This window comes from Blastococcus sp. CCUG 61487 (assembly GCF_005222955.1).
Lineage (GTDB): Bacteria > Actinomycetota > Actinomycetes > Mycobacteriales > Geodermatophilaceae > Blastococcus.
This window is the reverse complement of sequence record NZ_LWUA01000018.1, coordinates 1-21,860: the sequence shown is the minus strand read 5'-3', so window position 1 is coordinate 21,860 and position 21,860 is coordinate 1. Positions and strand designations below refer to the sequence as shown.

Below are 21,860 nucleotides of genomic sequence, written 5' to 3'. Positions count from 1 at the left end.
CTACGGCTGGGTCGCCCGGTGCAGCTGGGGTGCGATCGCGTCCCAGATGCCGGCGGCGATCGTGTCCTTGGGGCCGAGCGGTATCTCGGTGGCCGCCCCGTCCGCGGCGAGCACCACCACCGCGTTCTCCGCGCGGCCGAACACCTGGCCGCCGGACACGTCGTTGACCACGAGCAGGTCGCAGCCCTTGCGGGCGAGCTTCGCGCGGGCGTGGGTGAGGACGTCGGCCTCGTCGTCGCCGGTCTCGGCGGCGAAGCCGACCACCAGCTGGCCGGGACGTCGCTGCGCCACCAGCTCGACGAGCACGTCGGGGTTCCGCACCAGCGGCACCGAGTCAGGCTCGCCGGCGGAGCCCTTCTTCAGCTTCGCCCCGGCGACGGTGGCGGGCCGGAAGTCGGCGACCGCGGCGCTCATGACGACGGCGTCGGAGCCCGGCGCCTCCGCGAGCATCGCCGTGCGCAGCTCCTCGGCGGTGCCCACCGGCACCACCTGGACGCCGAAGGGCGCCGGAAGCTCGACGTTCGCCGCGACCAGCACGACCTCCGCGCCGCGGGCGGCGGCGACCCGGGCCAGCGCCCAGCCCTGCTTGCCCGACGAGCGGTTGCCGAGGTAGCGGACCGGGTCCAGCGGCTCACGGGTGCCGCCGGCGCTGATCACCACCCGCCGGCCGGACAGGTCGTGCGGCAGCGCGCCGGCGCCCGCGGAGAGCACGACGGCGGCCAGCGCGGCGATGTCGGGGGGCTCGGGGAAGCGGCCGGGACCGGAGTCCGGCCCGGTCAGGCGGCCGATGGCGGGCGGCAGGACCACCGCGCCCCGGCGGCGCAGCGTGGCCACGTTCTCCTGGGTGGCCGGGTGCAGCCACATCTCGGTGTGCATGGCCGGCACGAAGACCACCGGGCAGTGCGCGGTGAGCAGGGTGGCGGTGAGCAGGTCGTCCGCGCGGCCGGCGGCGGCGCGGGCCAGCAGGTCGGCGGTGGCCGGGGCGACGACGACGAGGTCGGCGGTCTGCCCGATGCGCACGTGCGCGACCTCGTCGACGTCGGACCAGACGTCGGTGGTGACGGGGTTGCCGGACAGCGCCTCGAAGGTCGCGGCACCGACGAAGTGGAGGGCGCTCGGCGTGGGGACGACCCGCACGTCGTGCCCGGCCTCGGTGAAGGCGCGCAGCAGCAGGCCCGCCTTGTAGGCGGCCACGCCACCGCTGACCCCCAGCACGATCCGGCTCATGCGCTCATCCTGCCGCAGACACGACGACGCCCCCGGCAGCAGCCGGGGGCGTCGTCATCAGTTCGGGGTGCGGCTCAGTTCTCACCCGCGGTGTGGGTGAGCAGACCCTCGTTGATCTCGCGCAGCGCGATCGACAGCGGCTTCTCCTGGGGAGCGGTGTCGACCAGCGGGCCCACGTACTCGAGCAGGCCCTCGGACAGCTGGCTGTAGTACGCATTGATCTGGCGCGCGCGCTTGGCGGCGAAGATGACCAGGCCGTACTTGCTGCTGGTGCGCTCGAGCAGCTCGTCGATCGGCGGGTTGGTGATGCCCTCGGGGGCGGGTGCGACTCCGGACACGGGCGGACGTGCTCCTCAATCGGTGGTGGGAGGAAACCAGCCTGCAGGCTCGCGTTTCACTCGTGAGCGCCGCTCCCCTGGTGGAGACCGGGTGAGGGCGCAGTCAGCAAGCCTACCAACTCGTCCGCGGCGCGGGCCACGTCGTCATTGACCACCACCACGTCGAACTCGCCGGCGGCGTCGAGTTCGGCCTGCGCGATGGCCAGCCGCGCCTGCTGCACCGCCTCCGGCTCCGACCCCCGCCCGGCCAGCCGGCTGACCAGCTCGGCCCACGACGGCGGCGCCAGGAAGACCAGCTGGGCGTCGGGGGCGCGGTCGCGGACCTGGCGGGCGCCCTGCAGCTCGATCTCCAGCAGCGCGGGGGCCCCGGACTCGAGCCGCGCCTGCAGGGGTGCGACCGGGGTGCCGTACCGGTTGCCGGCGTACTCGGCCCACTCGAGCAGGCCGTCGGTGGCGATCAGCCGGTCGAACTCCTCGTCGGTGACGAAGTGGTAGTGCACACCGGGGACCTCACCGGGGCGGGGCCTGCGGGTGGTGGCCGACACCGACACCCAGACGTCGGGGTGCCGGCGCCGGACCTCGGCGACCACGGTGCCCTTGCCGACCCCGGAGGGTCCGGAGAGCACGGTGAGCCGTGCCGATGTCCCTGTTGCCACTCGTCGTCCCCGTCCGGTCGGGCCTGGCCGCCGGAACGGGTCAGCCGACCTGGTCGCCGCCGAACTCCGCCTCCAGCGCGCGGCGCTGGTTGGCGCCCAGCCCCCGCACGCGGCGCGTCGGGGAGATCTCCAGGCGCTCCATGATCTTCGCAGCACGCGCCTTGCCGACGCCCGGGAGGGACTCCAGGACCGCCGACACCCGCATCTTGCCGATGACCTCGTCGGTCTCCCCCTGCTTGAGGACGTCGCCGACGGTCGCGCCCTTGCTCTTCAGCCGCTCGCGCAGCTCGGCGCGCGCCTTGCGGGCGGCGGCGGCCTTCTCGAGTGCGGCGGCGCGCTGCTCCGGGGACAGTTCGGGAAGGGGCATGGTGCGACCCAATCGTGTCGTCGCCGGCGTCGGTGCCGGCGGTGCTGTTCGCGGAATCCAGGGTGGACGACGTGCACCCCCGAGCCTCGCGACACGCGCAGTATGGGGCAAATCCGCTGGTCACGTCTGCGCCTTCCGGCCCCGTCACGGAGGTCCGCGGCCCCGTTCACACGCAGCTGACGAATCCGCTCACCGTCAGTCATCACTGCAGGTCAGGCTCGGGATCCGGTCGGTTCTGTTCCGTGTCGCCGCGTGGGGCCAGCGAGCCCGCGGAGGTCCGACACGCCCGGGGCCCGACACGCCGGGTCAGCGGGCGAGCTCCTCCGCCCACCGCTCGGCCGCGGCGCGCAGCCCGGCGACGTCGGGCCCGGCCCCGAGCACGTCCCTCGACACCGTGGGCACGACGACGGTGCCGGGACCGAACAGCCGGCGCAGGTCCTCCGGCGAGCCTCCCTGGGCCCCGAGCCCCGGGGCCAGCACCGGGCCGCCCAGGCCGGCCAGGTCGACGTCGAGCTCGCGCAGCGTCGCCCCGATCACGATGCCGAACGAGCCGCCGGGGGTCTCCTCGTTCCAGCCGCGGACGGTGTCGACCACCCGCTGCGCCACCGACGGCTCCCCCACCAGCTGCAGGGTGCCGGCGTCCGGGTTGGAGGTGCGCACCAGCACGAACAGGCCGCCACCGTGCCGGCGCGCGGCGTCCACGGCCGGCTGCAGCGACCCCGGGCCGAGGTAGGGGCTGACGGTCATGGCGTCGACGGCCAGCGGGTGGTCGGGATGCAGGTAGCCGGCGTAGGCGTCCATGGTCGAGCCGATGTCCCCGCGCTTGGCGTCGAGCAGCACGAGCGCGCCGGCGGCGCGGGCTCGTGCGACGCCGTCCTCCAGCACCGCGAGGCCCCGGGAGCCGTGTCGCTCGTAGAAGGCCACCTGGGGCTTGAGGACGGCGACCGAGCCCGCCAGCGCCTCGACGACGGCGTCGGTGAACCGGGCGAGGCCCTCGGGCCCGTCGGGCAGCCCCCACTGCTCGAGCAGGGCGGCGTGCGGGTCGATGCCCACGCACAGCGGCCCGCGGGCGCTGACGGCGGCGGTGAGCCGCTCTCCGAACGACGCGGTCATCGGTGCGCGTACCCCACTGCCTCGCGCAGGCCGGCGAACCCGCGCGCCTCGAGCGCGGCGGCCAGCTCCGCGTGGATGCGGCCGAGCGCGGACGGGTCGTTGAACACCGCGGTGCCGACCGACACCGCCGACGCCCCCGCGAGCACGAACTGCAGGGCGTCGAGCCCGGTGCGGATGCCACCCATGCCCAGGATGGGCACCTCCGGCAGCGCCTGGTGCACCTGCCACACGCACCGCAGCGCCACGGGCCGGATGGCCGGGCCGGACAGCCCGCCGGTGACCCCGCCGAGCAGCGGCTTCATCGTGTCGGGGTCGATGACGAGCCCGAGGAGCGTGTTGATCATCGACAGCCCGTCGGCGCCGGCGTCGGACACCGCGCGGGCCACCGACACGATGTCGGTGACGTCCGGGCTGAGCTTGGCGTAGACCGGCTGGGCCGGGTCGGCGGCGGCGCGCACGGCGGCGACGACGTCGGAGGCGGCGACCGGGTCGCAGGCGAACACCTCGCCGCGGCTCTCGACGTTCGGGCAGCTGATGTTCACCTCGAGCCCGGCCACCCCGGGAACACCGCGCAGCCTGCTGGCGAGCTCCGCGAAGTCCTCGACCCGAGTGCCGGCGATCGAGACCAGGGCGCGCACGCCCCGCTCGGCCAGCCAGGGCAGCTCACCGGACAGCAGGCCGTCGATGCCGGGCCCTTGCAGGCCGATCGAGTTGAGCATCCCACTGGGGGTCTCGGCCATGCGCGGGGTCGGCCGCCCCGACCGGGGTCGCAGCTGCACCGACTTGGTGACCACCGCCCCGATGGCGGTGAGGTCGGTGAACGGCTCGAGCTCGCGGCCGAACGCCGAACAGCCCGATGCTGTCAGCACCGGGCTGGGCAGCTCGACGGCACCGAGCGAGGTCGACATGTCGACGGCGGTTCCCCGAGGGCCAGAAGCGTGCTTTTGGCCCTTCTCGACGATGGTCACGGGCGGGTCACTCCCATCGCATCGGCGCCGACGACGTCCCAGGGCAGGGTGCCGACGTCGTCGAACCGCACCCGGTCACCGCCGAAGACGGGGCCCTCGGTGCAGGAGCGCGACAACCGGCTGAGCCCGTCCTCCCCGATCACCGGCAGGACACACGTCATGCACACGCCGATCCCGCAGGCCATCGCCTCCTCGACCGCGACGTAGGAGGGGATGCCCTGCGCCGACGCGGCATCGGCGACGGCCTGCAGCATCCGCATCGGGCCGCAGGCGTAGACCATCCCCGACCCGGCCAGCAGCTCGTCGACGGCGAGCGTGACCAGCCCGCGGCGGCCGGCGCTGCCGTCGTCGGTGGTGACCGCCAGGGTGTCGACCAGACCGGTGAGCTCCTGCACGGAGCAGAGCCGGTCGGCGGCCGCGGCGCCGGCGACGGCGACGACCTCGTGCCCGGCGGCCTTGAGCTGCGCAGCCAGCCCGACCAGCGCCGCCGCGCCGTACCCCCCGCCCACGAGCAGCGCGCGGGTACCGGGCGGCGGCATCGGGAAGGGCCGGCCCAGCGGGCCGACGACGTCCACGGTGTCCCCCGGACGGCGCTCGGTCAGCCAGGTCGACCCGGGCCCGGCCGCGGAGACGACGACTGTCACGACGCCGTCCTCGGCGGTGCTGATCGCGATCGAGCGGCGCAGCAGCAGCCCGGAGGTCTCCCCGCCGACGGCGAAGGCGACGAACTGCCCCGGCTGCGCCCGCTCGGCGATCTCCGGCGCGGCGAGCCGCAGCTCGACGTAGGCGTCCACCGGCCGCGCGCCGACGACCTCGACGGTGCGCTGCACCGGCGGCGCGTCGGCGAGCGGCGCCGGCGCGGTCAGCAGGGCAGAAATGGCCATTTCTGCCCTGTTCGGGTCGGCCGTCACGCGGGCGCCCCGGCGGCGACCTCCGCGGCGAGCGCCGCGTGGACCTCCTGCAGGCTGCGCACCCCGATGCCGCCCTGGCGCAGCGACTCGATGCCCTGCACGGCAGCGCCCAGACCCTGCACGGTGGTGATGCACGGGATGCCTGCCGACACCGCGGCGGTGCGGATCTCGTAGCCGTCCAGCCGGGGGCCGCTGTTGCCGGGTGCGCCGAACGGCGTGTTCACCACCATGTCCACCTGGCCGGCGAGGATCGCCTCGACGACGTTGCCCGGGCCCTCGCTGAACTTGCCGACGACCTCCGCGGTCACCCCGTTGCGGCGCAGCACCTGCGCGGTGCCCGCGGTGGCCAGGATGCGGAAGCCGAGGTCGGCCAGCCGCTTGACCGGGAAGATCGCGCCGCGCTTGTCCCGGTTGGCCAGCGAGACGAACACGGTGCCCTCGGTCGGCAGTGACCCGTAGGCCGCGGCCTGCGACTTGGCGAACGCGGTGCCGAACTCGGTGTCCAGCCCCATGACCTCGCCGGTGGACTTCATCTCCGGGGAGAGCACGGTGTCCACGCCGTGGCCCTCGAGGTCCCGGAACCGGTGGAACGGCAGGACCGCCTCCTTCACCGAGATCGGGGCGCCCTCGGGCAGGTCGGTGCCGTCCCCGGTCGCGGGGAGCACCCCCGCGGCGCGCAGCTCGGCGATGCTCTCGCCGACCGCGATCCGGGCGGCCGCCTTGGCCAGCTGCACCGCCGTCGCCTTGGACACGAACGGCACCGTGCGGCTGGCCCGCGGGTTGGCCTCGATGACGTGCAGGATGTCGTCCTTGATCGCGTACTGGACGTTCATCAGCCCGCGCACGCCGATCCGCTCCGCGAGCTTCTCGGTGGCCGCGCGGATCTTCAGCAGGTCCGCCGTCCCCAGGGTGATCGGGGGCAGCGCGCACGCCGAGTCACCGGAGTGGATGCCGGCCTCCTCGATGTGCTCCATGACCCCGCCCAGGTAGAGGTCGGTGCCGTCGTAGAGGGCGTCGACGTCGATCTCGACGGCGTCCTCGAGGAACCTGTCCACCAGCACCGGGTGGTCGGCGCTGACGTCGGTGGCCTTGGAGATGTAGGCCTCGAGCGTGGCGTCGTCGTAGACGATCTCCATCCCGCGCCCGCCGAGCACGTAGGACGGGCGGACCAGCACCGGGTAGCCGATCTCGCCGGCGATCGCCCGCGCCTCCGGGAACGTGGTGGCGGTGCCGTGCTTGGGGGCGAGCAGGCCGGTGTCGCTGAGCACGCGGCTGAACGCCCCGCGGTGCTCGGCGTCGTCGATCGCCTCCGGCGAGGTCCCCAGCACCGGGACCCCGGCGTCCTTGAGCCGCTGCGCCAGGCCCAGCGGCGTCTGCCCGCCGAGGGTGCAGATGACCCCGGCGACCGGACCGGCCGCGCGCTCGGCCTCGTAGACCTCGAGGACGTCCTCGAAGGTCAGCGGCTCGAAGTAGAGCCGGTCGGCGGTGTCGTAGTCGGTGGAGACGGTCTCGGGGTTGCAGTTGACCATCACCGCCTCGTAGCCGGCGTCCTGCAGGGCCATGACCGCGTGCACGCAGGAGTAGTCGAACTCGATGCCCTGCCCGATCCGGTTCGGCCCGGAGCCCAGGATGAGCACCGCCGGCTTCTCCCGCGGCTCGACCTCGGTCTCCTCGTCGTAGGAGGAGTAGTGGTACGGCGTGCGGGCGGCGAACTCGCCGGCGCAGGTGTCGACGGTCTTGTAGACCGGCCGGATGCCCTGCCGCCAGCGCAGCGAGCGGACGCCGTCCTCCCCGGCCAGCTCGGGCCGCAGCGCGGCGATCTGCCGGTCGGACAGGCCGTACCGCTTGGCCCGGCGCAGGATCTCCGGCGTCAGGGACGGCGCGGTGCGCACCTGCTCGCCGACCTCGCGGACCAGCGCGATCTGGTCGACGAACCACGGATCGAAGCCCGACGCCTCGGCGACCTGCTCGACCGTCGCCCCGGCGGCCAGCGCCGCCTCGGCCAGGTACAGCCGGCCGTCGACCGGCACCCGCAGCGCGTCCAGCAACTCCTCCGCGGACCGCGTGTCGGGAGCGCCGGTCCAGAAGCCGGCCACCTTCGTCTCGGTCGAGCGCATCGCCTTGCCCAGGGCCTCGGCGAAGTTGCGGCCCATGGACATGACCTCGCCGACGCTCTTCATCGTCGTGGTCAGGCGGGGATCGGCGCCGGGGAACTTCTCGAACGCGAACCGCGGGATCTTCACGACGACGTAGTCCAGGGTCGGCTCGAAGGCCGCCGGGGTCACCCCGGTGATGTCGTTGGTGATCTCGTCGAGGGTGTAGCCGATCGCGAGCTTCGCGGCGATCTTGGCGATCGGGAAGCCGGTGGCCTTCGAGGCCAGGGCGCTGGAGCGGGACACCCGCGGGTTCATCTCGATGACGACCAGCCGGCCGTCGGCCGGGTTGACCGCGAACTGGATGTTGCAGCCCCCGGTGTCGACGCCGACCTCGCGCAGCACCGCGATGCCCACGTCGCGCATCCGCTGGTACTCGACGTCGGTGAGGGTCATCGCCGGGGCGACGGTGACCGAGTCGCCGGTGTGCACGCCCATCGCGTCGATGTTCTCGATCGAGCAGATGACGACGACGTTGTCGCTGCGGTCGCGCATCAGCTCGAGCTCGTACTCCTTCCAGCCCAGCACCGACTCCTCGATGAGGACGGTGTGCACCGGGGAGTCGGCCAGCCCGTGGGAGGCCATGCGGCGCAGCATCGCCTCGTCGGTGGCGAAGCCCGAGCCCAGTCCGCCCATGGTGAAGCTGGGCCGGATGACGACCGGGTAGCCGACCTCCTCGGCGGTCTCGATCGCCTCCTCGACGCTGGCGCAGACCCGCGAACGGGGCGCGTCGGCGCCGATCGACCGCACGATGTCCTTGAACTTCTGCCGGTCCTCGCCGCGGTTGATCGCGTCGACGTCGGCGCCGATGAGCTGGACGCCGTACTTCTCCAGCACGCCGTTCTCGTAGAGGCCGATCGCGATGTTCAGCGCGGTCTGCCCGCCGAGGGTGGCCAGCAGCGCGTCGGGGCGCTCCTTGGCGATGACCTTCTCGACGAACTCCGGCGTCAGCGGCTCGACGTAGGTGGCGTCGGCGATCTCCGGGTCGGTCATGATCGTCGCCGGGTTGCTGTTCACGAGGCTGACCCGCAGGCCCTCCTCGCGCAGCACGCGGCAGGCCTGGGTGCCGGAGTAGTCGAACTCCGCGGCCTGCCCGATGAGGATCGGCCCGGAGCCGATCACCAGGACGTGCTCCAGATCGGTGCGCTTGGGCATCAGGCCTTCTCCCCCGTGCTGTGCTGGACCTGCGTGCCGGGGCCACCGGCGTGGGCGCTCCCCGCGCGGGCCTCGTCCATGAGGTCCACGAAGCGCTGGAACAGCGACCCGGCGTCGTGCGGCCCGGCCGCGGACTCGGGGTGGAACTGGACGCTGAACGCCGGCGTCTCGAGCAGCCGCAGCCCCTCGACGACCTGGTCGTTGAGGCCGACGTGGCTGACCTCCACCGGCCCGTAGGGGGTGTCGGTCGTCCGGTCCAGCGGCGCGTCCACGGCGAAGCCGTGGTTGTGGCTGGTCACCCGGACGGTGCCGCTGACCCGGTCGAGCACCGGCTGGTTGAGCCCGCGGTGGCCGAAGCGCAGCTTGTAGGTGCCCAGGCCCAGCGCGCGGCCGAGGATCTGGTTGCCGAAGCAGATGCCGAACAGCGGTCGGCGGGCGTCGAGCACGCCGCGCACCGCCTCGACGGCGTAGTCGGCCGCGGCCGGGTCACCGGGGCCGTTGGAGAGGAACACCCCGTCCGGCCCGGCGGCCAGCAGCTCCTCGGCGGTGGCCGTGGCGGGCAGCACGTGGGTCTCGACGCCGAGCTCGGCCAGGTGCCGCGGGGTCGCGCTCTTGATGCCGAGGTCCAGCGCGGCGATCTGGTAGCGCTTCTCCCCCACCGGCGGCACCACGTAGGGCCGCTCGGTGCTCACGGTGGGGGCGAGGTCGGCGCCGGTCATGCTCGCGGAGGCGGTGACCCGCGCCAGCAGCTCCTCGGCGTCCAGCTCCGTGCTGATCCCCGCGCGCATGGCCCCGCGGTCGCGCAGGTGGCGGGTCAGCGCGCGGGTGTCGATGCCGCTGATGCCGACGACGCCCTGGGCGACCAGTTCGTCGTCCAGGCTGCCGGTCGCGCGCCAGTTCGCGGGGCGGCGGGCGGGATCGCGGACGACGAACCCGGCGACCCACATCCGGCTGCTCTCGTCGTCCTCGTCGTTGACGCCGGTGTTGCCGATGTGCGGCGCTGTCATCGTGACGATCTGGCCGGCGTAGCTGGGGTCGGTCAGCGTCTCCTGGTAGCCGGTCATGCCGGTGGCGAACACCGCCTCGCCCAGCGTCGTCCCGGTCGCGCCGTAGCTCTCGCCGCGGAACGTGCGCCCGTCCTCGAGGACGAGCAGTGCCTCTGTCACTTCTGTGCCTTTCCGTCGAGCACGGTCGGCACGCCCCGGAGGAACGTGGCGACCACCCGGCCCGGGAGCTCCCGGCCGGCATAGGGGCTGTTGCGGCTGCGGCTGGCCAGCGCGGCCGGGTCCACGACGGACCGGGCAGCGGGGTCGACCAGCACCAGGTTGGCCGGTTCACCGACGGCGAGCGGGCGACCCTGCGACCGGATGCCCAGCCCGTCCAGCCGGCCGATCGCGGCGGGGCGCACCGACATGCGGTCGGCGACGCCGGCCCAGTCGAGCCGGCCCGGCTCGACCATCGTCTCGATGACCACCGAGAGCGCCTGCTCCAGCCCGAGCATCCCGGGCCGGGCCGAGGCCCACTCGCTCTCCTTGTCCTCGACCGCGTGCGGGGCGTGGTCGGTGCCCACGGCGTCGATCGTGCCGTCGGCCAGCCCGGCCCGCAGCGCCTCGACGTCGGCGTCGGTGCGCAGCGGCGGGTTGACCTTGAAGACCGGGTCGTACGACTCGGCGCAGGCGTCGGTGAGCAGCAGGTGGTGCGGGGTGACCTCGGCGGTCACCTGGACGCCGCGGGACTTCGCCCAGCGCAGGATGTCCACCGAGCCGGCGGTGGAGACGTGGCAGACGTGCAGCCGCGCGCCGACGTGCTCGGCCAGCAGCACGTCGCGGGCGATGATCGCCTCCTCGGCGGCGGCGGGCCAGCCGGTCAGACCGAGCTTCGCCGACCTGTCGCCCTCGTGCATCTGCGCGCCCACGGTGAGCCGCGGCTCCTCGGCGTGCTGGGCGACGACGCCGTCGAACGCCTTGACGTACTCCAGCGCGCGGCGCATGAGCGCGGGGTCGGCGACGCAGTGCCCGTCGTCGGAGAACACCCGCACCCGGGCCGCGGAGTCGGCCATCGCGCCGAGTTCGGCGAGCCGCTCCCCCGCGAGCCCCACGGTGACCGCGCCGACCGGGACGACGTCGACCAGCCCCGCCTCCTGACCCAGCCGCCACACCTGCTCGACCACGCCGGCGGTGTCGGCGACCGGGTCGGTGTTGGCCATCGCGTGCACGGCGGTGAAGCCGCCGAGCGCGGCGGCGCGGCTGCCGGTCTCGACGGTCTCGGCGTCCTCGCGGCCCGGCTCGCGCAGGTGGGTGTGCAGGTCGACCAGGCCGGGGAGGGCGACCAGGCCGGCCGCCTCGACCACCACGGCCCCGGCGCCGTCCAGCGAGCCGCCGATCGCGGCGATCCGGCCGTCGCTGAGCAGGAGGTCGACGGGGTCGCCCCCCAGGGGCCTCGCCCCCGTGATCAGGTAGTTCACGCGTTGCCTCCCAGGAGCAGGTAGAGCACGGCCATGCGGGTGGAGACCCCGTTGGCGACCTGCTCGACGATCGTGGAGCGGACGGAGTCGGCCACCTCGGCGGCGATCTCCATGCCGCGGTTCATCGGGCCCGGGTGCATGACGATCGCGTCGTCGGGCAGCGCGGCCATGCGGGCGGCGTCGAGGCCGTAGCGGCGGCTGTACTCGCGGGCGCTGGGGAAGAACGAGGCGTTCATCCGCTCGGCCTGCACGCGGAGCATCATCACGACGTCGCTCTTGGGCAGCACCGCGTCGAGGTCGTAGCTCACCTCGGCCGGCCAGCTGCCCACCCCCACCGGCAGCAGCGTGGGGGGCGCGACCAGGGTGACCTCGGCGCCCAGCGTGTGCAGCAGCCCGACGTTGGAGCGGGCCACCCGGCTGTGCAGCACGTCGCCGACGACGGCGACCCGCACCCCGTCGAGCCGGCCCAGCCGCTGCCGGATCGTGTACGCGTCCAGCAGCGCCTGCGTGGGGTGCTCGTGGGTGCCGTCACCGGCGTTCACGACGCTGCCGCGCACCCAGTGGGCCAGCCGGTGCGGCGCCCCGGAGGCCGAGTGGCGGACGACGACGGCGTCGGCGCCCATCGCCTCCAAGGTCAGCGCGGTGTCCTTGAGGCTCTCGCCCTTGGAGACGCTGCTGCCCTTCGCCGAGAAGTTGATGACGTCGGCGGAGAGCCGCTTGGCGGCCAGCTCGAAGGAGATCCGGGTGCGGGTCGAGTCCTCGTAGAAGAGGTTCACGACGGTGCGCCCGCGCAGCGTCGGCAGTTTCTTGACCTCGCGGCCGGCCAGCGCCTGGTCGATCTGCGCGGCGGTGTCGAGGACCAGCGTCGCGTCGTCCCGGTCCAGGTCGGCGGCCTCCAGCAGGTGACGCCTCACTGCTCGTCCACCCGGCCCGCCGTCCCTTCCGTCACGGCGACCTCGTCGACGCCGTCGATCTCGGCCAGCCGGACCAGCACCTTCTGGCTCCGCGACGTGGGCAGGTTCTTGCCCACGAGGTCCGCGCGGATCGGCAGCTCGCGGTGGCCCCGGTCGACCAGGACGGCGAGCTGCACGGCGCGGGGCCGGCCGACGTCGCGCAGCGCGTCGAGCGCGGCGCGGACCGAGCGGCCGGAGTAGAGGACGTCGTCGACGAGCACGACGAGCCGGTCGTCGATGCCGCCGGCGGGCAGCACGGTCGGGTCCAGCGCGCGGACACCGCGCCGCCGGAGGTCGTCCCGGTAGAGGGTGATGTCGACGGTGCCGACGTCGACGGCGGCCCCGGAGAACGCCTCGATCCGCGCCGCGAGGCGGCGGGCGAGCGGGGCTCCGCGGGTCGGGATGCCGACGAGGACGAGCCCCGACAGGCCGCCGTCGGGTGACCCGGGGGCGTCAGCGGCTGCCCGCTCGATGAGCTGGTGGGCCATCCGGTCGACCATGCGGGCGACGTCGGAGGCGGAGAGGACGACTCCTGCCGAGGGATCGCCGCTGGAGGGCGCCGGACTGCGGGCAGGCTCGTGCGAGCTGGCCATCAGGCCTCCTTCCCCGCCTCACGGGACGGGTCGTTAAAGGAGTGGGTGGACCGCGGACGACGGTACTGCATGCTCGGGGCCGCCTCCGTGGCGGTGCGGAACGCCCTGGTGAGAGCCCCGCGGGCGGATCCCGGGGGTTGCCGGTACGTAGCGACGGGCGCACGAGTCACCCTGTCGCACCTACGTCTCGGCCAGTACGCTCCGTGACGACGTGCCCCTTCCCGAGACGACGGACAGTGAGCAGACTGCGATGAGCACCGACTACTCGCGCGCCCTGGGCGCCCGGCTCCGCGCCATCCGCAACCAGCAGGGGCTGTCCCTGCAGGGCGTGGAGGACAAGTCCCACGGCCGCTGGAAGGCCGTCGTCGTCGGCTCCTACGAGCGCGGCGACCGTGCGGTCACCGTCCAGCGGCTCTCCGAGCTGGCCGTCTTCTACGGCGTGCCCGTCTCCGAGCTGCTGCCCGACCCCCGCCCCAGCTCGGCGGTGACCTCGAGCACCAAGATCGTGCTGAACCTGGAGTCGCTGGGCTCGCTGCCCGCCGACGAGGCCGGCCCGCTGGCGCGCTACGCCTCGACCATCCAGGCCCAGCGGCACGACTACAACGGCAAGGTCCTCTCGATCCGCGCCGAGGACCTCAAGTCGCTGGCGATCATCTACGACATGAGCCCCGACGAGCTGACCACCCGGCTCATCGAGTGGGGGGTCCTCTCCCCCGGCATGGAGAGCGTCATCGGCTTCGGCGGCTCGGAGGACGAGGACGAGGACGCCAACCCCGACTGGGAGCGCCGCCGCTCCCCGAGGTGAAGCGCCGGCGCGGGGATCGACACACCCGCCGGGTGCGTGCCGCGGGCGTAGGGGCTGTGCCAGGGTGCAGCGACCTCGGGCACCCGGTCCGCGGGGCAGGGGGATCGCATGCCGGCCGTGCTGATGACCGCGGTGTCCAAGAGCTACCGCCGGCGGGGCCGCCCGGCGCAGAAGGCGCTCGACGACCTGGACCTGCTCGTCGAGTACGGCGGGGTGCACGGGTTCCTCGGCCCCAACGGCTCGGGCAAGACCACGTCCATCCGCATCCTGCTGGGCCTGGTCGCGGCCGACGCCGGCAGCGGTGAGATCCGGCTGCTGGACCGGCCGGTCCCCGAGGGCCTGCCCGCCGTCATCGGCTCGGTCGGCGCGCTCGTCGAGACCCCGCTGTTCTTCCCCGGTTTCTCGGGACGGCTGAACCTGCAGCTCCTCGCCGAGGCCGCCGGGGTGTCCCGCAACCGGGTCGAGGAGTGCCTGGAGCTGGTCGACCTGAGCGACCGGGCCGCGGACCGGTTCAAGGGCTACTCGCTCGGCATGAAGCAGCGGCTCGGCATCGCCGCCGCGCTGCTCAAGCAGCCTCGGCTGCTCATCCTCGACGAGCCCAGCAACGGGCTGGACCCCGCCGGCATCCGCGACGTCCGCGAGCTGATCCGCCGGCTCGGCCGCGACGGGCGCACCACGGTCCTGCTCTCCTCCCACCTGCTCCCCGAGATCCAGCAGGTGTGCGACTCCGTGTCGATCCTGGTGCGCGGCCGCTGCGTCGCCTCCGGAGCCGTCGCCGACGTCCTCGCCAGCCGAGAGTCGGGCGACGTGGTGGTGCGCATCGCCGACCCGGCGGCCGCGGCGGCCGTGCTGCAGAACGCCGGGTTCGCGGTCTCCCCGGGCGAGGGCGGCCTGACCGTGCACGGCGTGGCCGACCCCAGCGGCATCACCCGGACCCTGGCCGGCGCCGGGCTCTACCTCGAGGAGCTCAGACGGGTGACCCCCGACCTGGAGAGCGCCTTCCTTGCGATCACGTCGGACCCGGCCGCCGGAGGTGCGCACCGATGAGCGCCGTCGCGCAGCGCCCCGACGTCCCGTCCACCGAGCCGGCCACCCGCGGCGCGGGCTTCGGCGCCCTGCTCCGCTCGGAGGCGCACCGCTTCCGCTCCCGCCGGTTCATCCACGTGGTCGTGCTCCTGGCGCTGGTCGGCTGCGTCGTCGGCACCGCGATCTCCCTCACCCAGTTCGGCACCCCGAGCGAGGCCGACCTGGCGGCCGCGGAGCAGCGGATCACCGCCGAGCTGGAGGCGAACCAGCAGTTCTGGGAGGAGTGCCTCGCCGAGGCGGAGATCCCCGCCAGGGTCTCCCCCGACGAGTACTGCGGGCCGGAGCCGACCCGGGAGAACTGGGAACTGTCCTGGTTCCTGGACGAGGCCCCGTTCGACTTCGCGTCCGAGGCCACCAACGGCGCCCTGGGCTTCGCCGCGATCGGCGCGGTCATCGCCGCACTGGTCGGCGCGACGTGGATCGGCGCCGAGTGGTCGACCCGCTCGATCGTCGCGCTGCTGTTCTGGGTCCCCCGGCGGATGCAGGTGATGGCCGCGAAGATCCTCGTCCTGACCGGCGCCGCGGTGGTGCTCGGCGTCGTGGCGCAGGCCGCGTGGCTGGGTGTGTCGGCGCTGCTGAGCGCGCTGGTCGGATCCGGCGCGGCCGTGCCGGACGGCCTGTGGAGCGATCTCCTGCAGACCCAGGCCCGCGGCGTGCTGCTCACCGTGCTCGCCGCGCTGCTCGCCTTCGGGCTGACCAACCTGGTCCGCAACACCGGCGCGGCGCTGGGCATCGCCTTCGTCTACCTGGTCGTCGTGGAGAACTTCGTCCGCGTCCTCCGGCCGACGTGGCAGCCGTGGCTGCTGAGCAACAACGCGGCGGCGCTCGTGCAGGACGGCGGGGCGATGCTCTACATCGAAACGGGTGGACCGGACCGCGACGGCATGTTCGTCCAGACCGAGTACTACCTCGGCCACCTGCAGTCCGGGCTGTTCCTGGGCGCCGTCACGCTGGTCGTCGTGGCCATCGGCGTCGTGCTGTTCGCCCGGCGGGACCTGCACTGAGCACATCGTCGTCCTCCGGACGACACCGCGGCCACGAGCCGTGCCCCGGAGGCGTGGAGCGCGTCCGTCGCGCCTGCGCGGAACCCTCCGGGCCCCACTCGGCGCGACAAGGCGATCGCTACGGGGCCGATCAGGAGGTCGGCACTTCGGCGGCCAGGATCGCGCCGAGGACGCCGTTGATGTACGCAGGCGAGTCGTCGGTGGACAGCGCCTTTGCGAGCTCGACTGCCTCGTCGATCACGACGGCATCGGGGACGTCGTCGGCCCACAGCAGCTCGTACACCGCCATGCGCAGGATGGCGCGGTCGACGTCGGGCAGCCGGTCGAGCGTCCAGTTGGCCGCGTGCGCGGCGATCAGCGCGTCGATGCGGCCGGCGTGCTCCTCGACGCCCTCGACGAGCCGGACGGCGTGCTCGGGGATCGGCGGGTGCCCGTCGGCGACCCGCTCTTCGAGCAGCGCCCTGCGGTCGCGCCCGCGGACGTCGGCCTCGTAGAGGACGTCGACGGCACGCTTGCGCGCCTTGGACCGTGCTGCCATCAGGGGGACCGCGACGTCAGTTGGCGCGGCCGAGGTAGCGGCCGTCCCGGGTGTCGACCTTGAGCTTCTCGCCCGTCGAGATGAACAGCGGGACCTGGATCTGCGCGCCGGTCTCCAGGGTGGCGGGCTTGGTGCCGCCGGTGGAGCGGTCGCCCTGCAGGCCCGGGTCGGTGTGCTCGACCACCAGCTCCATGGTCACCGGGAGCTCCACGTAGAGCGGAGTCCCCTCGTGCACCGCGACGGTGACCTCGGTGTTCTCCAGGAGGTAGTCCGCGCCGTCGCCGACGATCTCGGCGGCCACGTGGATCTGGTCGTAGGTGTCGCCGTCCATGAAGACGAACTCGGCGCCGTCCTTGTACAGGTAGGTCATGTTCCGCTTGTCGACCGTCGCTGTGTCGACCTTGGTGCCGGCGTTGAACGTCTTGTCGACGGTCTTGCCCGACATCACGTTCTTGAGCGTCGTGCGCACGAACGCGCCGCCCTTGCCCGGCTTGACGTGCTGGAACTCGTTGACGGTCCAGAGCTGGCCGTCGAGGACGAGGACCATGCCGTTCTTGAGGTCGTTGGTGGTAGCCATCTAGAGAACCAGCAGTTCCTTGCTCGTGAGGGTCAACAGTTCGGGCGCGTCGTCGGTGACGATGAGCGTGTCCTCGATCCGGACACCACCGCGCCCGGGCAGGTAGACGCCCGGCTCCACGGTGACGGCCATGCCGGCGGCCAGGGTACCCGCGCCGAGCTGGCCGATACCCGGCGCCTCGTGGATCTCCAGCCCCACGCCGTGGCCCAGCCCGTGGGTGAAGTGCTCCCCGTGGCCGGCGGCGACGATCACGTCGCGGGCCGCGGCGTCCACGGCGACGACGTCGGCGCCGACGGCCAGCGCGGCCCGTCCGGCGGCCTGTGCCTCGGCCACGAGCCGGTGCACGTCCAGCTGCCAGTCGGCCGGCTGGCCCAGCACGACGGTCCTGGTCATGTCGGAGTGGTAACCGTCGACCGTGGCGCCGAAGTCCAGCTTGAGGAAGTCGCCGTCGCGCAGTTCGGTGGCGTCGGGCCGGTGGTGCGGGATCGCCGAGTTCGCGCCGGTGGCGACGATCGTCTCGAACGACGGGGCCTCCGCGCCCAGGGCCAGCATGCGGGCGTCGAGCTCGCGGCCCACCTCGAGCTCGGTCCGGCCGGGCCGCAGCGCACCCTCCGCGACGAGCTCCGCGAACGCCTGGTCGGCGACGGCGCACGCACGGCGCAGCGACTCGATCTCGTCGGCGTCCTTGATCGCGCGCTGCTCCTCGACCGCGCGGCGGACCGAGACCAGCTCCGCTGGCGTGCCCCCGTCCGCGGCGTCGGCGAGCACCTTCTCCAGCTGGGCGTACCCGTCGACGGTGAGGTGGTGGGACTCGTAGCCGAGCCGGCCAGCGCCGCGACGGGTCGCCTCCCGGGCGACGGCGGCGACGGTGCCGCGGTCGACGAGCACCTCGAGGTCGGGCACCTGGGCGGCCGCCTGGGTCGTGTAGCGCCCGTCGGTCCCGAACAGGTCCGGGCCGTCGGTACGCACCAGCAGCACGCCGTTGGAGCCGGTGAAGCCGGTCAGGTACCGGACGTTGAGCAGGTCGGTGACCAGGACGGCGTCCATCCCCTGACGGGCGGCCGTCGCGCGCAGCACGTCCCGCCGTTCCGACGTGCGCGTCACCGGTGGCCCCGCAGCGACATCCACTGCAGCGCGAGGACGTAGCCCTCGACGCCGAGGCCGGCGATGACGCCGTCGGCGACCGCGGACACGTAGGAGTGGTGCCGGAAGGGCTCCCGCTTGTGGATGTTGCTGATGTGCACCTCGACCAGCGGCGTGTTCAGGGCCGCGAGGGCGTCGTGCAGCGCGACCGACGTGTGCGACCACGAGGCCGGGTTGAGGACGACGGGGTCGCCGGCGTCGGTGGCCTCGTGGATCCACCGCAGCAGCTCCGCCTCGTCGTCGGTCTGGCGGACGCGCACGTCCAGCTCCAGCTCGCGGGCGGTCGCCTCGATGACGTCGACGAGCTGGGCGTACGTCGTCGACCCGTAGATCTCCGGTTCCCGCGTGCCGAGGCGGCCGAGGTTCGCGCCGTTGAGGACCTGGATCGTCATGCGGTTGCTCCGTTCGGCGGGGCGGCGGGCTGGGCGGACGACACGGCCGCCCACGCGGCGTCGAGCCAGGCCTGGTCGGGGTCGGTCAGGATTCTCGGGTTGCCGATGCCGTCGAGGACGACGAAGCGCAGCGACGCGCCGCGCGCCTTCTTGTCCAGCCGCATGACCTGCTGCAGCGCGGCCCAGTCCCCGGCGTAGCTGGTGGGCAGCCCCATCGCACCGACCAGGTCGCGGTGCCGGGCGACCTCGTCCGGGGTCAGGAGCCCGGCCTGCCCGGCGAGCTCGGCGGCGAACACGAGTCCGACGGCGACGGCCTCGCCGTGCCGCCACCGGAAGTCCTCGATCCGCTCGATGGCGTGGCCGAGCGTGTGGCCGTAGTTGAGGAACTCGCGCACGCCGGTGTCCCGCAGGTCCTGCCCGACGGCGTCGGCCTTGACCTGGATGGCGCGGGTGATCAGCTCCTCGGTGTGCCGCCGCCCGGTCGGGTCCTCCGCGAGCAGCCGCAGGATCTCGCCGTCGGCGATGAAGCCGCACTTGACCACCTCGGCCAGCCCCGCGCGGAACTCCGCCTCGGGCAGGCCGGCGAGCGCCTCGGTGTCGGCGAGCACGGCGGCCGGCGGGTGGAAGGCCCCCACGAGGTTCTTGCCCGCCGCCGTGTTGATCCCGGTCTTCCCGCCGACGGCGGCGTCGACCATGCCGAGCAGGCTGGTGGGCACCTGGACGACGCGCACGCCGCGCGCCCAGGTGGCGGCGAGGAAACCGGCCAGGTCGGTCACCGCTCCCCCGCCGATCCCCACGACGGCGTCGGTGCGGGTCAGCCCGAGCCGGCCGAACCGCTCCCACGCCTCGGCGGCCACCGCGGCGGTCTTCGCCGCCTCGCCGTCGGGCACGACGACGGCGTCCGCGGCCACGCCGGCCGCCCGCAGGGTCTCCAGCGCGGCGCCGGCGGCCTCGGCCAGCGGCGGGGCGTGCACGACCGCGGCGCGGGCAGTGCCCTCGAGCACCCGGCCGAGCTCGGCCTGCACGCCGGCCCCGATCAGCACCTCGTAGGGCCGCTCGCCCGCGACCTCGACCCGCCTCACCGGTTCCCCCCGGGCAGGAGCTCGAGCACGTCGGCGATGACGTCGTCGACCGCCCGGCTGCTGGTGGGCACCGTGGCGGTGGCCACCTCGCGGTACAGCGGGGCGCGGTCCTCGAGCATGGTGCGGAGCATGGCTCGGGGGTTGACCGCGAGCAGCGGCCGGTCCCGGGACAGGCCCACCCGCTTGGCCGCGGAGCCGAGGTCGACGTCGAGCCACACCACGACCCCGCAGGCCCGCCCGTGGGCGACGAGCAGCTCCCGGGTCTCCGGGTGCATCACCGCGCCGCCGCCGAGCGCGAGCACGCCGTCGTGCTCGGCCAGGGCGCGGGCCACTGCCTGCCGCTCGAGGTCGCGGAAGTGCGGCTCGCCGTGCTCGACGAAGAGGTCGGCCACGCTGCTGCCGGTCTGGGTCTCGACGTCGCGGTCGGTGTCCCGGAAGCCGACACCCAGCGCGGCCGCGACCGCGGTGCCCACGGTGGTCTTCCCCGACGCCGGCGGGCCGACCAGCACCAGCAGGGGTCCGTCGGTCCCGCTCACCGGAGCGACAGGGCGTCGAGGTAGCCCCGGACGTTGCGGCGGGTCTCCGGGACCGAGTCGCCACCGAACTTCTCGAGGACGGCGTCGGCCAGGACCAGCGCGACCATCGCCTCCATGACGACCGAGCCGCGCGGCACCGCGCAGGCGTCGCTGCGCTGGTTGATGGCGACGGCCGGCTCGAGGGTCTCCGTGTCGACGGTGGCAAGCGCGCGGGGCACCGTCGAGATCGGCTTCATCGCCGCCCGCACCCGCAGCACCTCGCCGTTGGTCATGCCGCCCTCGATGCCGCCGGCGCGGTCGGTCCGGCGCCGCACGCTGGGCTTCCCGTCCACGGCGTCGGCGAGGTCGATCTCGTCGTGGGCCACCGAACCGCGGCGCCGGGACGTCTCCAGCCCGTCGCCGACCTCGACGGCCTTGACCGACTGCACACCCATGAGGGCCCCGGCCAGGCGGGAGTCCAGCCGGCGGTCCCAGTGCACGTGGCTGCCGAGACCCGGCGGCAGGCCGTGGACGACGACCTCGATGACCCCGCCCAGGGTGTCGCCGCTCTTCCGGACGTCGTCGATCTCGGCGACCATGCGCTCGCTGGTCGCGGGATCGGCGCAGCGGACCGGGTCCGCGTCGATGCGGGCGTTGTCGTGCGGGCCGGGGAGCACGCCCTCGGGGACCTGCACGGGCCCGATGGCGACGACGTGGCTGACGACCTCGACGTCGAGCACCTGGCGGAGGAAGGCCTGGGCGACCGCGCCCAGCGCCACCCGGGCGGCCGTCTCGCGCGCGCTGGCCCGCTCCAGGACCGGCCGGGCGTCGTCGAAGCCGTACTTCTGCATGCCGGCGAGGTCGGCGTGTCCGGGACGGGGCCGGGTGAGCGGCGCGTTGCGGGCCTGACCGGCCAGCACCTCCGGGTCGACGGGGTCCGCGGCCATCACCGTCGACCACTTGGGCCACTCGGTGTTGCCGACCTGGATGGCGATCGGCCCGCCCTGGGTGCGACCGTGCCGGATCCCGCCGGTGAGCGTGACCTCGTCCTGCTCGAAGGACATGCGCGCCCCGCGCCCGTGGCCCAGCCGGCGACGGGCGAGCTGGGCGTCGATGTCGGAGGTCTGCACCTCCACGCCGGCGGGCAGCCCCTCGAGGACGGCGGTGAGCAGCTGACCGTGCGATTCCCCTGCCGTCAGCCACCGCAACATGCCGGCAATCTTGCCATCCGACTAGGCCGGGACCGCCGCCCCCAGGGCCAGGGCGAGCACCGCGCCCGCGATGAGCGGCGGGCCGAACGGGATCGCCGTCCGCCAGCCCACCCGGCGGGTGAGCAGCAGGGCCAGCGACACCACGGCCCCGACGAGCAGGCCGAGGAACACCCCGGTCATCAGCACGCCCCAGCCGAACCAGCCCAGCAGCAGGCCGATGAGCCCGAGCAGCTTCACGTCGCCCATCCCCAGCCCCTGCGGGGAGACCAGCCAGCCCAGGCCCGCGACCAGGACGGCCGCCACGGCCGCCGCGCCGGCCTGCAGCAGCTCGGCCCAGGTGCCCAGCACCGCCGCGTCCACGAGCAGGGCGGTGGCGCAGACGACGACGGCCGGGTAGGTGACGCGGTCGGGCAGCCGGTGGTCGGCCAGGTCGACAGCGGCCAGCACGACCGCGGCGCCGGACGCCCACGCCAGGGCGACGGTCACCGGCCTGAGGTCGCCGAGCGCCGCGGTACCGGCGAGCAGCGCGGCGAACACCGCGGTCATGGCGCCGGTCCGCAGCGGCGTGGGTCGCGCGCGGTCGTCCCGGGCGGCGAGCCGGGCCGCCAC

Annotated in this window: 23 protein-coding genes; 3 read left to right on the top strand and 20 right to left on the bottom strand. The window is 73.9% G+C overall.

Annotated elements, in window-relative coordinates; genetic code table 11:
• The 12 genes from coaBC to pyrR form a co-directional block, all read right to left on the bottom strand.
• Window positions 1-1,245: a bifunctional phosphopantothenoylcysteine decarboxylase/phosphopantothenate--cysteine ligase CoaBC gene (coaBC, locus tag A6V29_RS01920; RefSeq protein ID WP_502700053.1), complete on the bottom strand. Its 1,245-nt coding sequence runs from the start codon at window positions 1,243-1,245 to the stop codon at window positions 1-3.
• Window positions 1,246-1,301: 56 nt separating this feature from the next.
• Window positions 1,302-1,565, bottom strand: coding sequence for a DNA-directed RNA polymerase subunit omega (gene rpoZ, locus A6V29_RS01915; RefSeq protein ID WP_012949163.1), 264 nt, complete (start codon window positions 1,563-1,565; stop codon window positions 1,302-1,304).
• 56 nt (window positions 1,566-1,621) lie between these two features.
• Window positions 1,622-2,221: a guanylate kinase gene (gene gmk / locus A6V29_RS01910; RefSeq protein WP_137158717.1), complete on the bottom strand. Its 600-nt coding sequence runs from the start codon at window positions 2,219-2,221 to the stop codon at window positions 1,622-1,624.
• A gap of 40 nt (window positions 2,222-2,261) precedes the next feature.
• Entirely contained in the window at window positions 2,262-2,588 is a 327-nt protein-coding gene (gene mihF / locus A6V29_RS01905; protein ID WP_137158716.1) for an integration host factor, actinobacterial type, read from the bottom strand.
• Window positions 2,589-2,894: 306 nt separating this feature from the next.
• Entirely contained in the window at window positions 2,895-3,701 is an 807-nt protein-coding gene (pyrF, locus tag A6V29_RS01900; protein ID WP_137158715.1) for an orotidine-5'-phosphate decarboxylase, read from the bottom strand.
• Window positions 3,698-4,609 carry a dihydroorotate dehydrogenase gene (locus A6V29_RS01895; RefSeq protein WP_137158714.1) on the bottom strand — a complete coding sequence of 304 codons (912 nt, stop codon included), beginning with the start codon at window positions 4,607-4,609 and terminating at the stop codon, window positions 3,698-3,700. The genes pyrF and A6V29_RS01895 overlap by 4 nt, the downstream gene beginning before the upstream one ends.
• 56 nt (window positions 4,610-4,665) lie before the next feature.
• Entirely contained in the window at window positions 4,666-5,580 is a 915-nt protein-coding gene (locus A6V29_RS01890; RefSeq protein WP_249932927.1) for an iron-sulfur cluster-binding protein, read from the bottom strand.
• On the bottom strand, window positions 5,577-8,888 hold the full coding sequence (gene carB, locus A6V29_RS01885; RefSeq protein ID WP_137158713.1) for a carbamoyl-phosphate synthase large subunit: 3,312 nt from the start codon (window positions 8,886-8,888) through the stop codon (window positions 5,577-5,579). The genes A6V29_RS01890 and carB overlap by 4 nt, the downstream gene beginning before the upstream one ends.
• Complete coding sequence (gene carA / locus A6V29_RS01880) at window positions 8,888-10,054, bottom strand: glutamine-hydrolyzing carbamoyl-phosphate synthase small subunit (RefSeq protein WP_137158712.1); 1,167 nt, start codon at window positions 10,052-10,054, stop codon at window positions 8,888-8,890. Before carA ends, carB begins: the two co-directional genes overlap by 1 nt.
• A complete protein-coding gene (locus A6V29_RS01875; protein WP_137158711.1) occupies window positions 10,051-11,352 on the bottom strand; it encodes a dihydroorotase in 1,302 nt (433 codons plus the stop codon). Before A6V29_RS01875 ends, carA begins: the two co-directional genes overlap by 4 nt.
• Window positions 11,349-12,266 (bottom strand): aspartate carbamoyltransferase catalytic subunit, encoded by a 918-nt coding sequence (locus A6V29_RS01870; protein ID WP_137158710.1) that lies wholly within the window; start codon window positions 12,264-12,266, stop codon window positions 11,349-11,351. Before A6V29_RS01870 ends, A6V29_RS01875 begins: the two co-directional genes overlap by 4 nt.
• Window positions 12,263-12,898 carry a bifunctional pyr operon transcriptional regulator/uracil phosphoribosyltransferase PyrR gene (gene pyrR, locus A6V29_RS01865; protein WP_137158709.1) on the bottom strand — a complete coding sequence of 212 codons (636 nt, stop codon included), beginning with the start codon at window positions 12,896-12,898 and terminating at the stop codon, window positions 12,263-12,265. The genes A6V29_RS01870 and pyrR overlap by 4 nt, the downstream gene beginning before the upstream one ends.
• A gap of 250 nt (window positions 12,899-13,148) precedes the next feature.
• Here pyrR and bldD point away from each other — a divergent pair, with 250 nt between their 5' ends.
• From bldD to A6V29_RS01850, 3 genes are all read left to right on the top strand, one after another.
• A complete protein-coding gene (gene bldD / locus A6V29_RS01860) occupies window positions 13,149-13,703 on the top strand; it encodes a transcriptional regulator BldD (protein ID WP_137158708.1) in 555 nt (184 codons plus the stop codon).
• A 108-nt stretch (window positions 13,704-13,811) separates the two neighbouring features.
• Window positions 13,812-14,750: an ABC transporter ATP-binding protein gene (locus A6V29_RS01855; protein WP_137158707.1), complete on the top strand. Its 939-nt coding sequence runs from the start codon at window positions 13,812-13,814 to the stop codon at window positions 14,748-14,750.
• Window positions 14,747-15,793, top strand: a complete 1,047-nt coding sequence (locus A6V29_RS01850; protein ID WP_137158706.1) for an ABC transporter permease subunit — start codon at window positions 14,747-14,749, stop codon at window positions 15,791-15,793. Before A6V29_RS01855 ends, A6V29_RS01850 begins: the two co-directional genes overlap by 4 nt.
• Before the next feature lie 130 nt (window positions 15,794-15,923).
• Here the strand turns inward: A6V29_RS01850 and nusB are convergent, their stop codons facing one another.
• The 8 genes from nusB to A6V29_RS01810 form a co-directional block, all read right to left on the bottom strand.
• Complete coding sequence (gene nusB / locus A6V29_RS01845; RefSeq protein WP_137158705.1) at window positions 15,924-16,331, bottom strand: transcription antitermination factor NusB; 408 nt, start codon at window positions 16,329-16,331, stop codon at window positions 15,924-15,926.
• Between the two features lie 16 nt (window positions 16,332-16,347).
• Complete coding sequence (efp, locus tag A6V29_RS01840) at window positions 16,348-16,908, bottom strand: elongation factor P (RefSeq protein ID WP_137158704.1); 561 nt, start codon at window positions 16,906-16,908, stop codon at window positions 16,348-16,350.
• Window positions 16,909-18,012, bottom strand: a complete 1,104-nt coding sequence (locus A6V29_RS01835) for a M24 family metallopeptidase (RefSeq protein WP_137158703.1) — start codon at window positions 18,010-18,012, stop codon at window positions 16,909-16,911.
• Window positions 18,009-18,443, bottom strand: a complete 435-nt coding sequence (aroQ, locus tag A6V29_RS01830; RefSeq protein ID WP_137158702.1) for a type II 3-dehydroquinate dehydratase — start codon at window positions 18,441-18,443, stop codon at window positions 18,009-18,011. Before aroQ ends, A6V29_RS01835 begins: the two co-directional genes overlap by 4 nt.
• Window positions 18,440-19,525: a 3-dehydroquinate synthase gene (aroB, locus tag A6V29_RS01825; RefSeq protein WP_137158701.1), complete on the bottom strand. Its 1,086-nt coding sequence runs from the start codon at window positions 19,523-19,525 to the stop codon at window positions 18,440-18,442. The genes aroQ and aroB overlap by 4 nt, the downstream gene beginning before the upstream one ends.
• Window positions 19,522-20,061, bottom strand: a complete 540-nt coding sequence (locus A6V29_RS01820; RefSeq protein ID WP_137158700.1) for a shikimate kinase — start codon at window positions 20,059-20,061, stop codon at window positions 19,522-19,524. Before A6V29_RS01820 ends, aroB begins: the two co-directional genes overlap by 4 nt.
• The gene (gene aroC, locus A6V29_RS01815) at window positions 20,058-21,251 is read right to left on the bottom strand and encodes a chorismate synthase (RefSeq protein WP_137158699.1); all 1,194 of its coding nucleotides are present in this window, start codon (window positions 21,249-21,251) and stop codon (window positions 20,058-20,060) included. Before aroC ends, A6V29_RS01820 begins: the two co-directional genes overlap by 4 nt.
• 21 nt (window positions 21,252-21,272) lie before the next feature.
• A partial coding sequence (locus tag A6V29_RS01810; RefSeq protein ID WP_137158698.1) for a prepilin peptidase occupies window positions 21,273-21,860 on the bottom strand: 588 nt, incomplete at its 5' end.

Excerpts from the sequence above, each read along its gene's own strand:
- efp (WP_137158704.1), bottom strand. The coding sequence starts at position 16,908 with ATGGCTACCACCAACGACCTCAAGAACGGCATGGTCCTCGTCCTCGAC.
- A6V29_RS01855 (WP_137158707.1), top strand. The coding sequence starts at position 13,812 with ATGCCGGCCGTGCTGATGACCGCGGTGTCCAAGAGCTACCGCCGGCGG.
- pyrR (WP_137158709.1), bottom strand. The coding sequence starts at position 12,898 with ATGGCCAGCTCGCACGAGCCTGCCCGCAGTCCGGCGCCCTCCAGCGGC.
- carB (WP_137158713.1), bottom strand. The coding sequence starts at position 8,888 with ATGCCCAAGCGCACCGATCTGGAGCACGTCCTGGTGATCGGCTCCGGG.
- aroC (WP_137158699.1), bottom strand. The coding sequence starts at position 21,251 with ATGTTGCGGTGGCTGACGGCAGGGGAATCGCACGGTCAGCTGCTCACC.
- mihF (WP_137158716.1), bottom strand. The coding sequence starts at position 2,588 with ATGCCCCTTCCCGAACTGTCCCCGGAGCAGCGCGCCGCCGCACTCGAG.
- nusB (WP_137158705.1), bottom strand. The coding sequence starts at position 16,331 with ATGGCAGCACGGTCCAAGGCGCGCAAGCGTGCCGTCGACGTCCTCTAC.
- pyrF (WP_137158715.1), bottom strand. The coding sequence starts at position 3,701 with ATGACCGCGTCGTTCGGAGAGCGGCTCACCGCCGCCGTCAGCGCCCGC.
- aroQ (WP_137158702.1), bottom strand. The coding sequence starts at position 18,443 with ATGACGATCCAGGTCCTCAACGGCGCGAACCTCGGCCGCCTCGGCACG.
- bldD (WP_137158708.1), top strand. The coding sequence starts at position 13,149 with ATGAGCACCGACTACTCGCGCGCCCTGGGCGCCCGGCTCCGCGCCATC.
- A6V29_RS01895 (WP_137158714.1), bottom strand. The coding sequence starts at position 4,609 with ATGTCGACCTCGCTCGGTGCCGTCGAGCTGCCCAGCCCGGTGCTGACA.
- A6V29_RS01850 (WP_137158706.1), top strand. The coding sequence starts at position 14,747 with ATGAGCGCCGTCGCGCAGCGCCCCGACGTCCCGTCCACCGAGCCGGCC.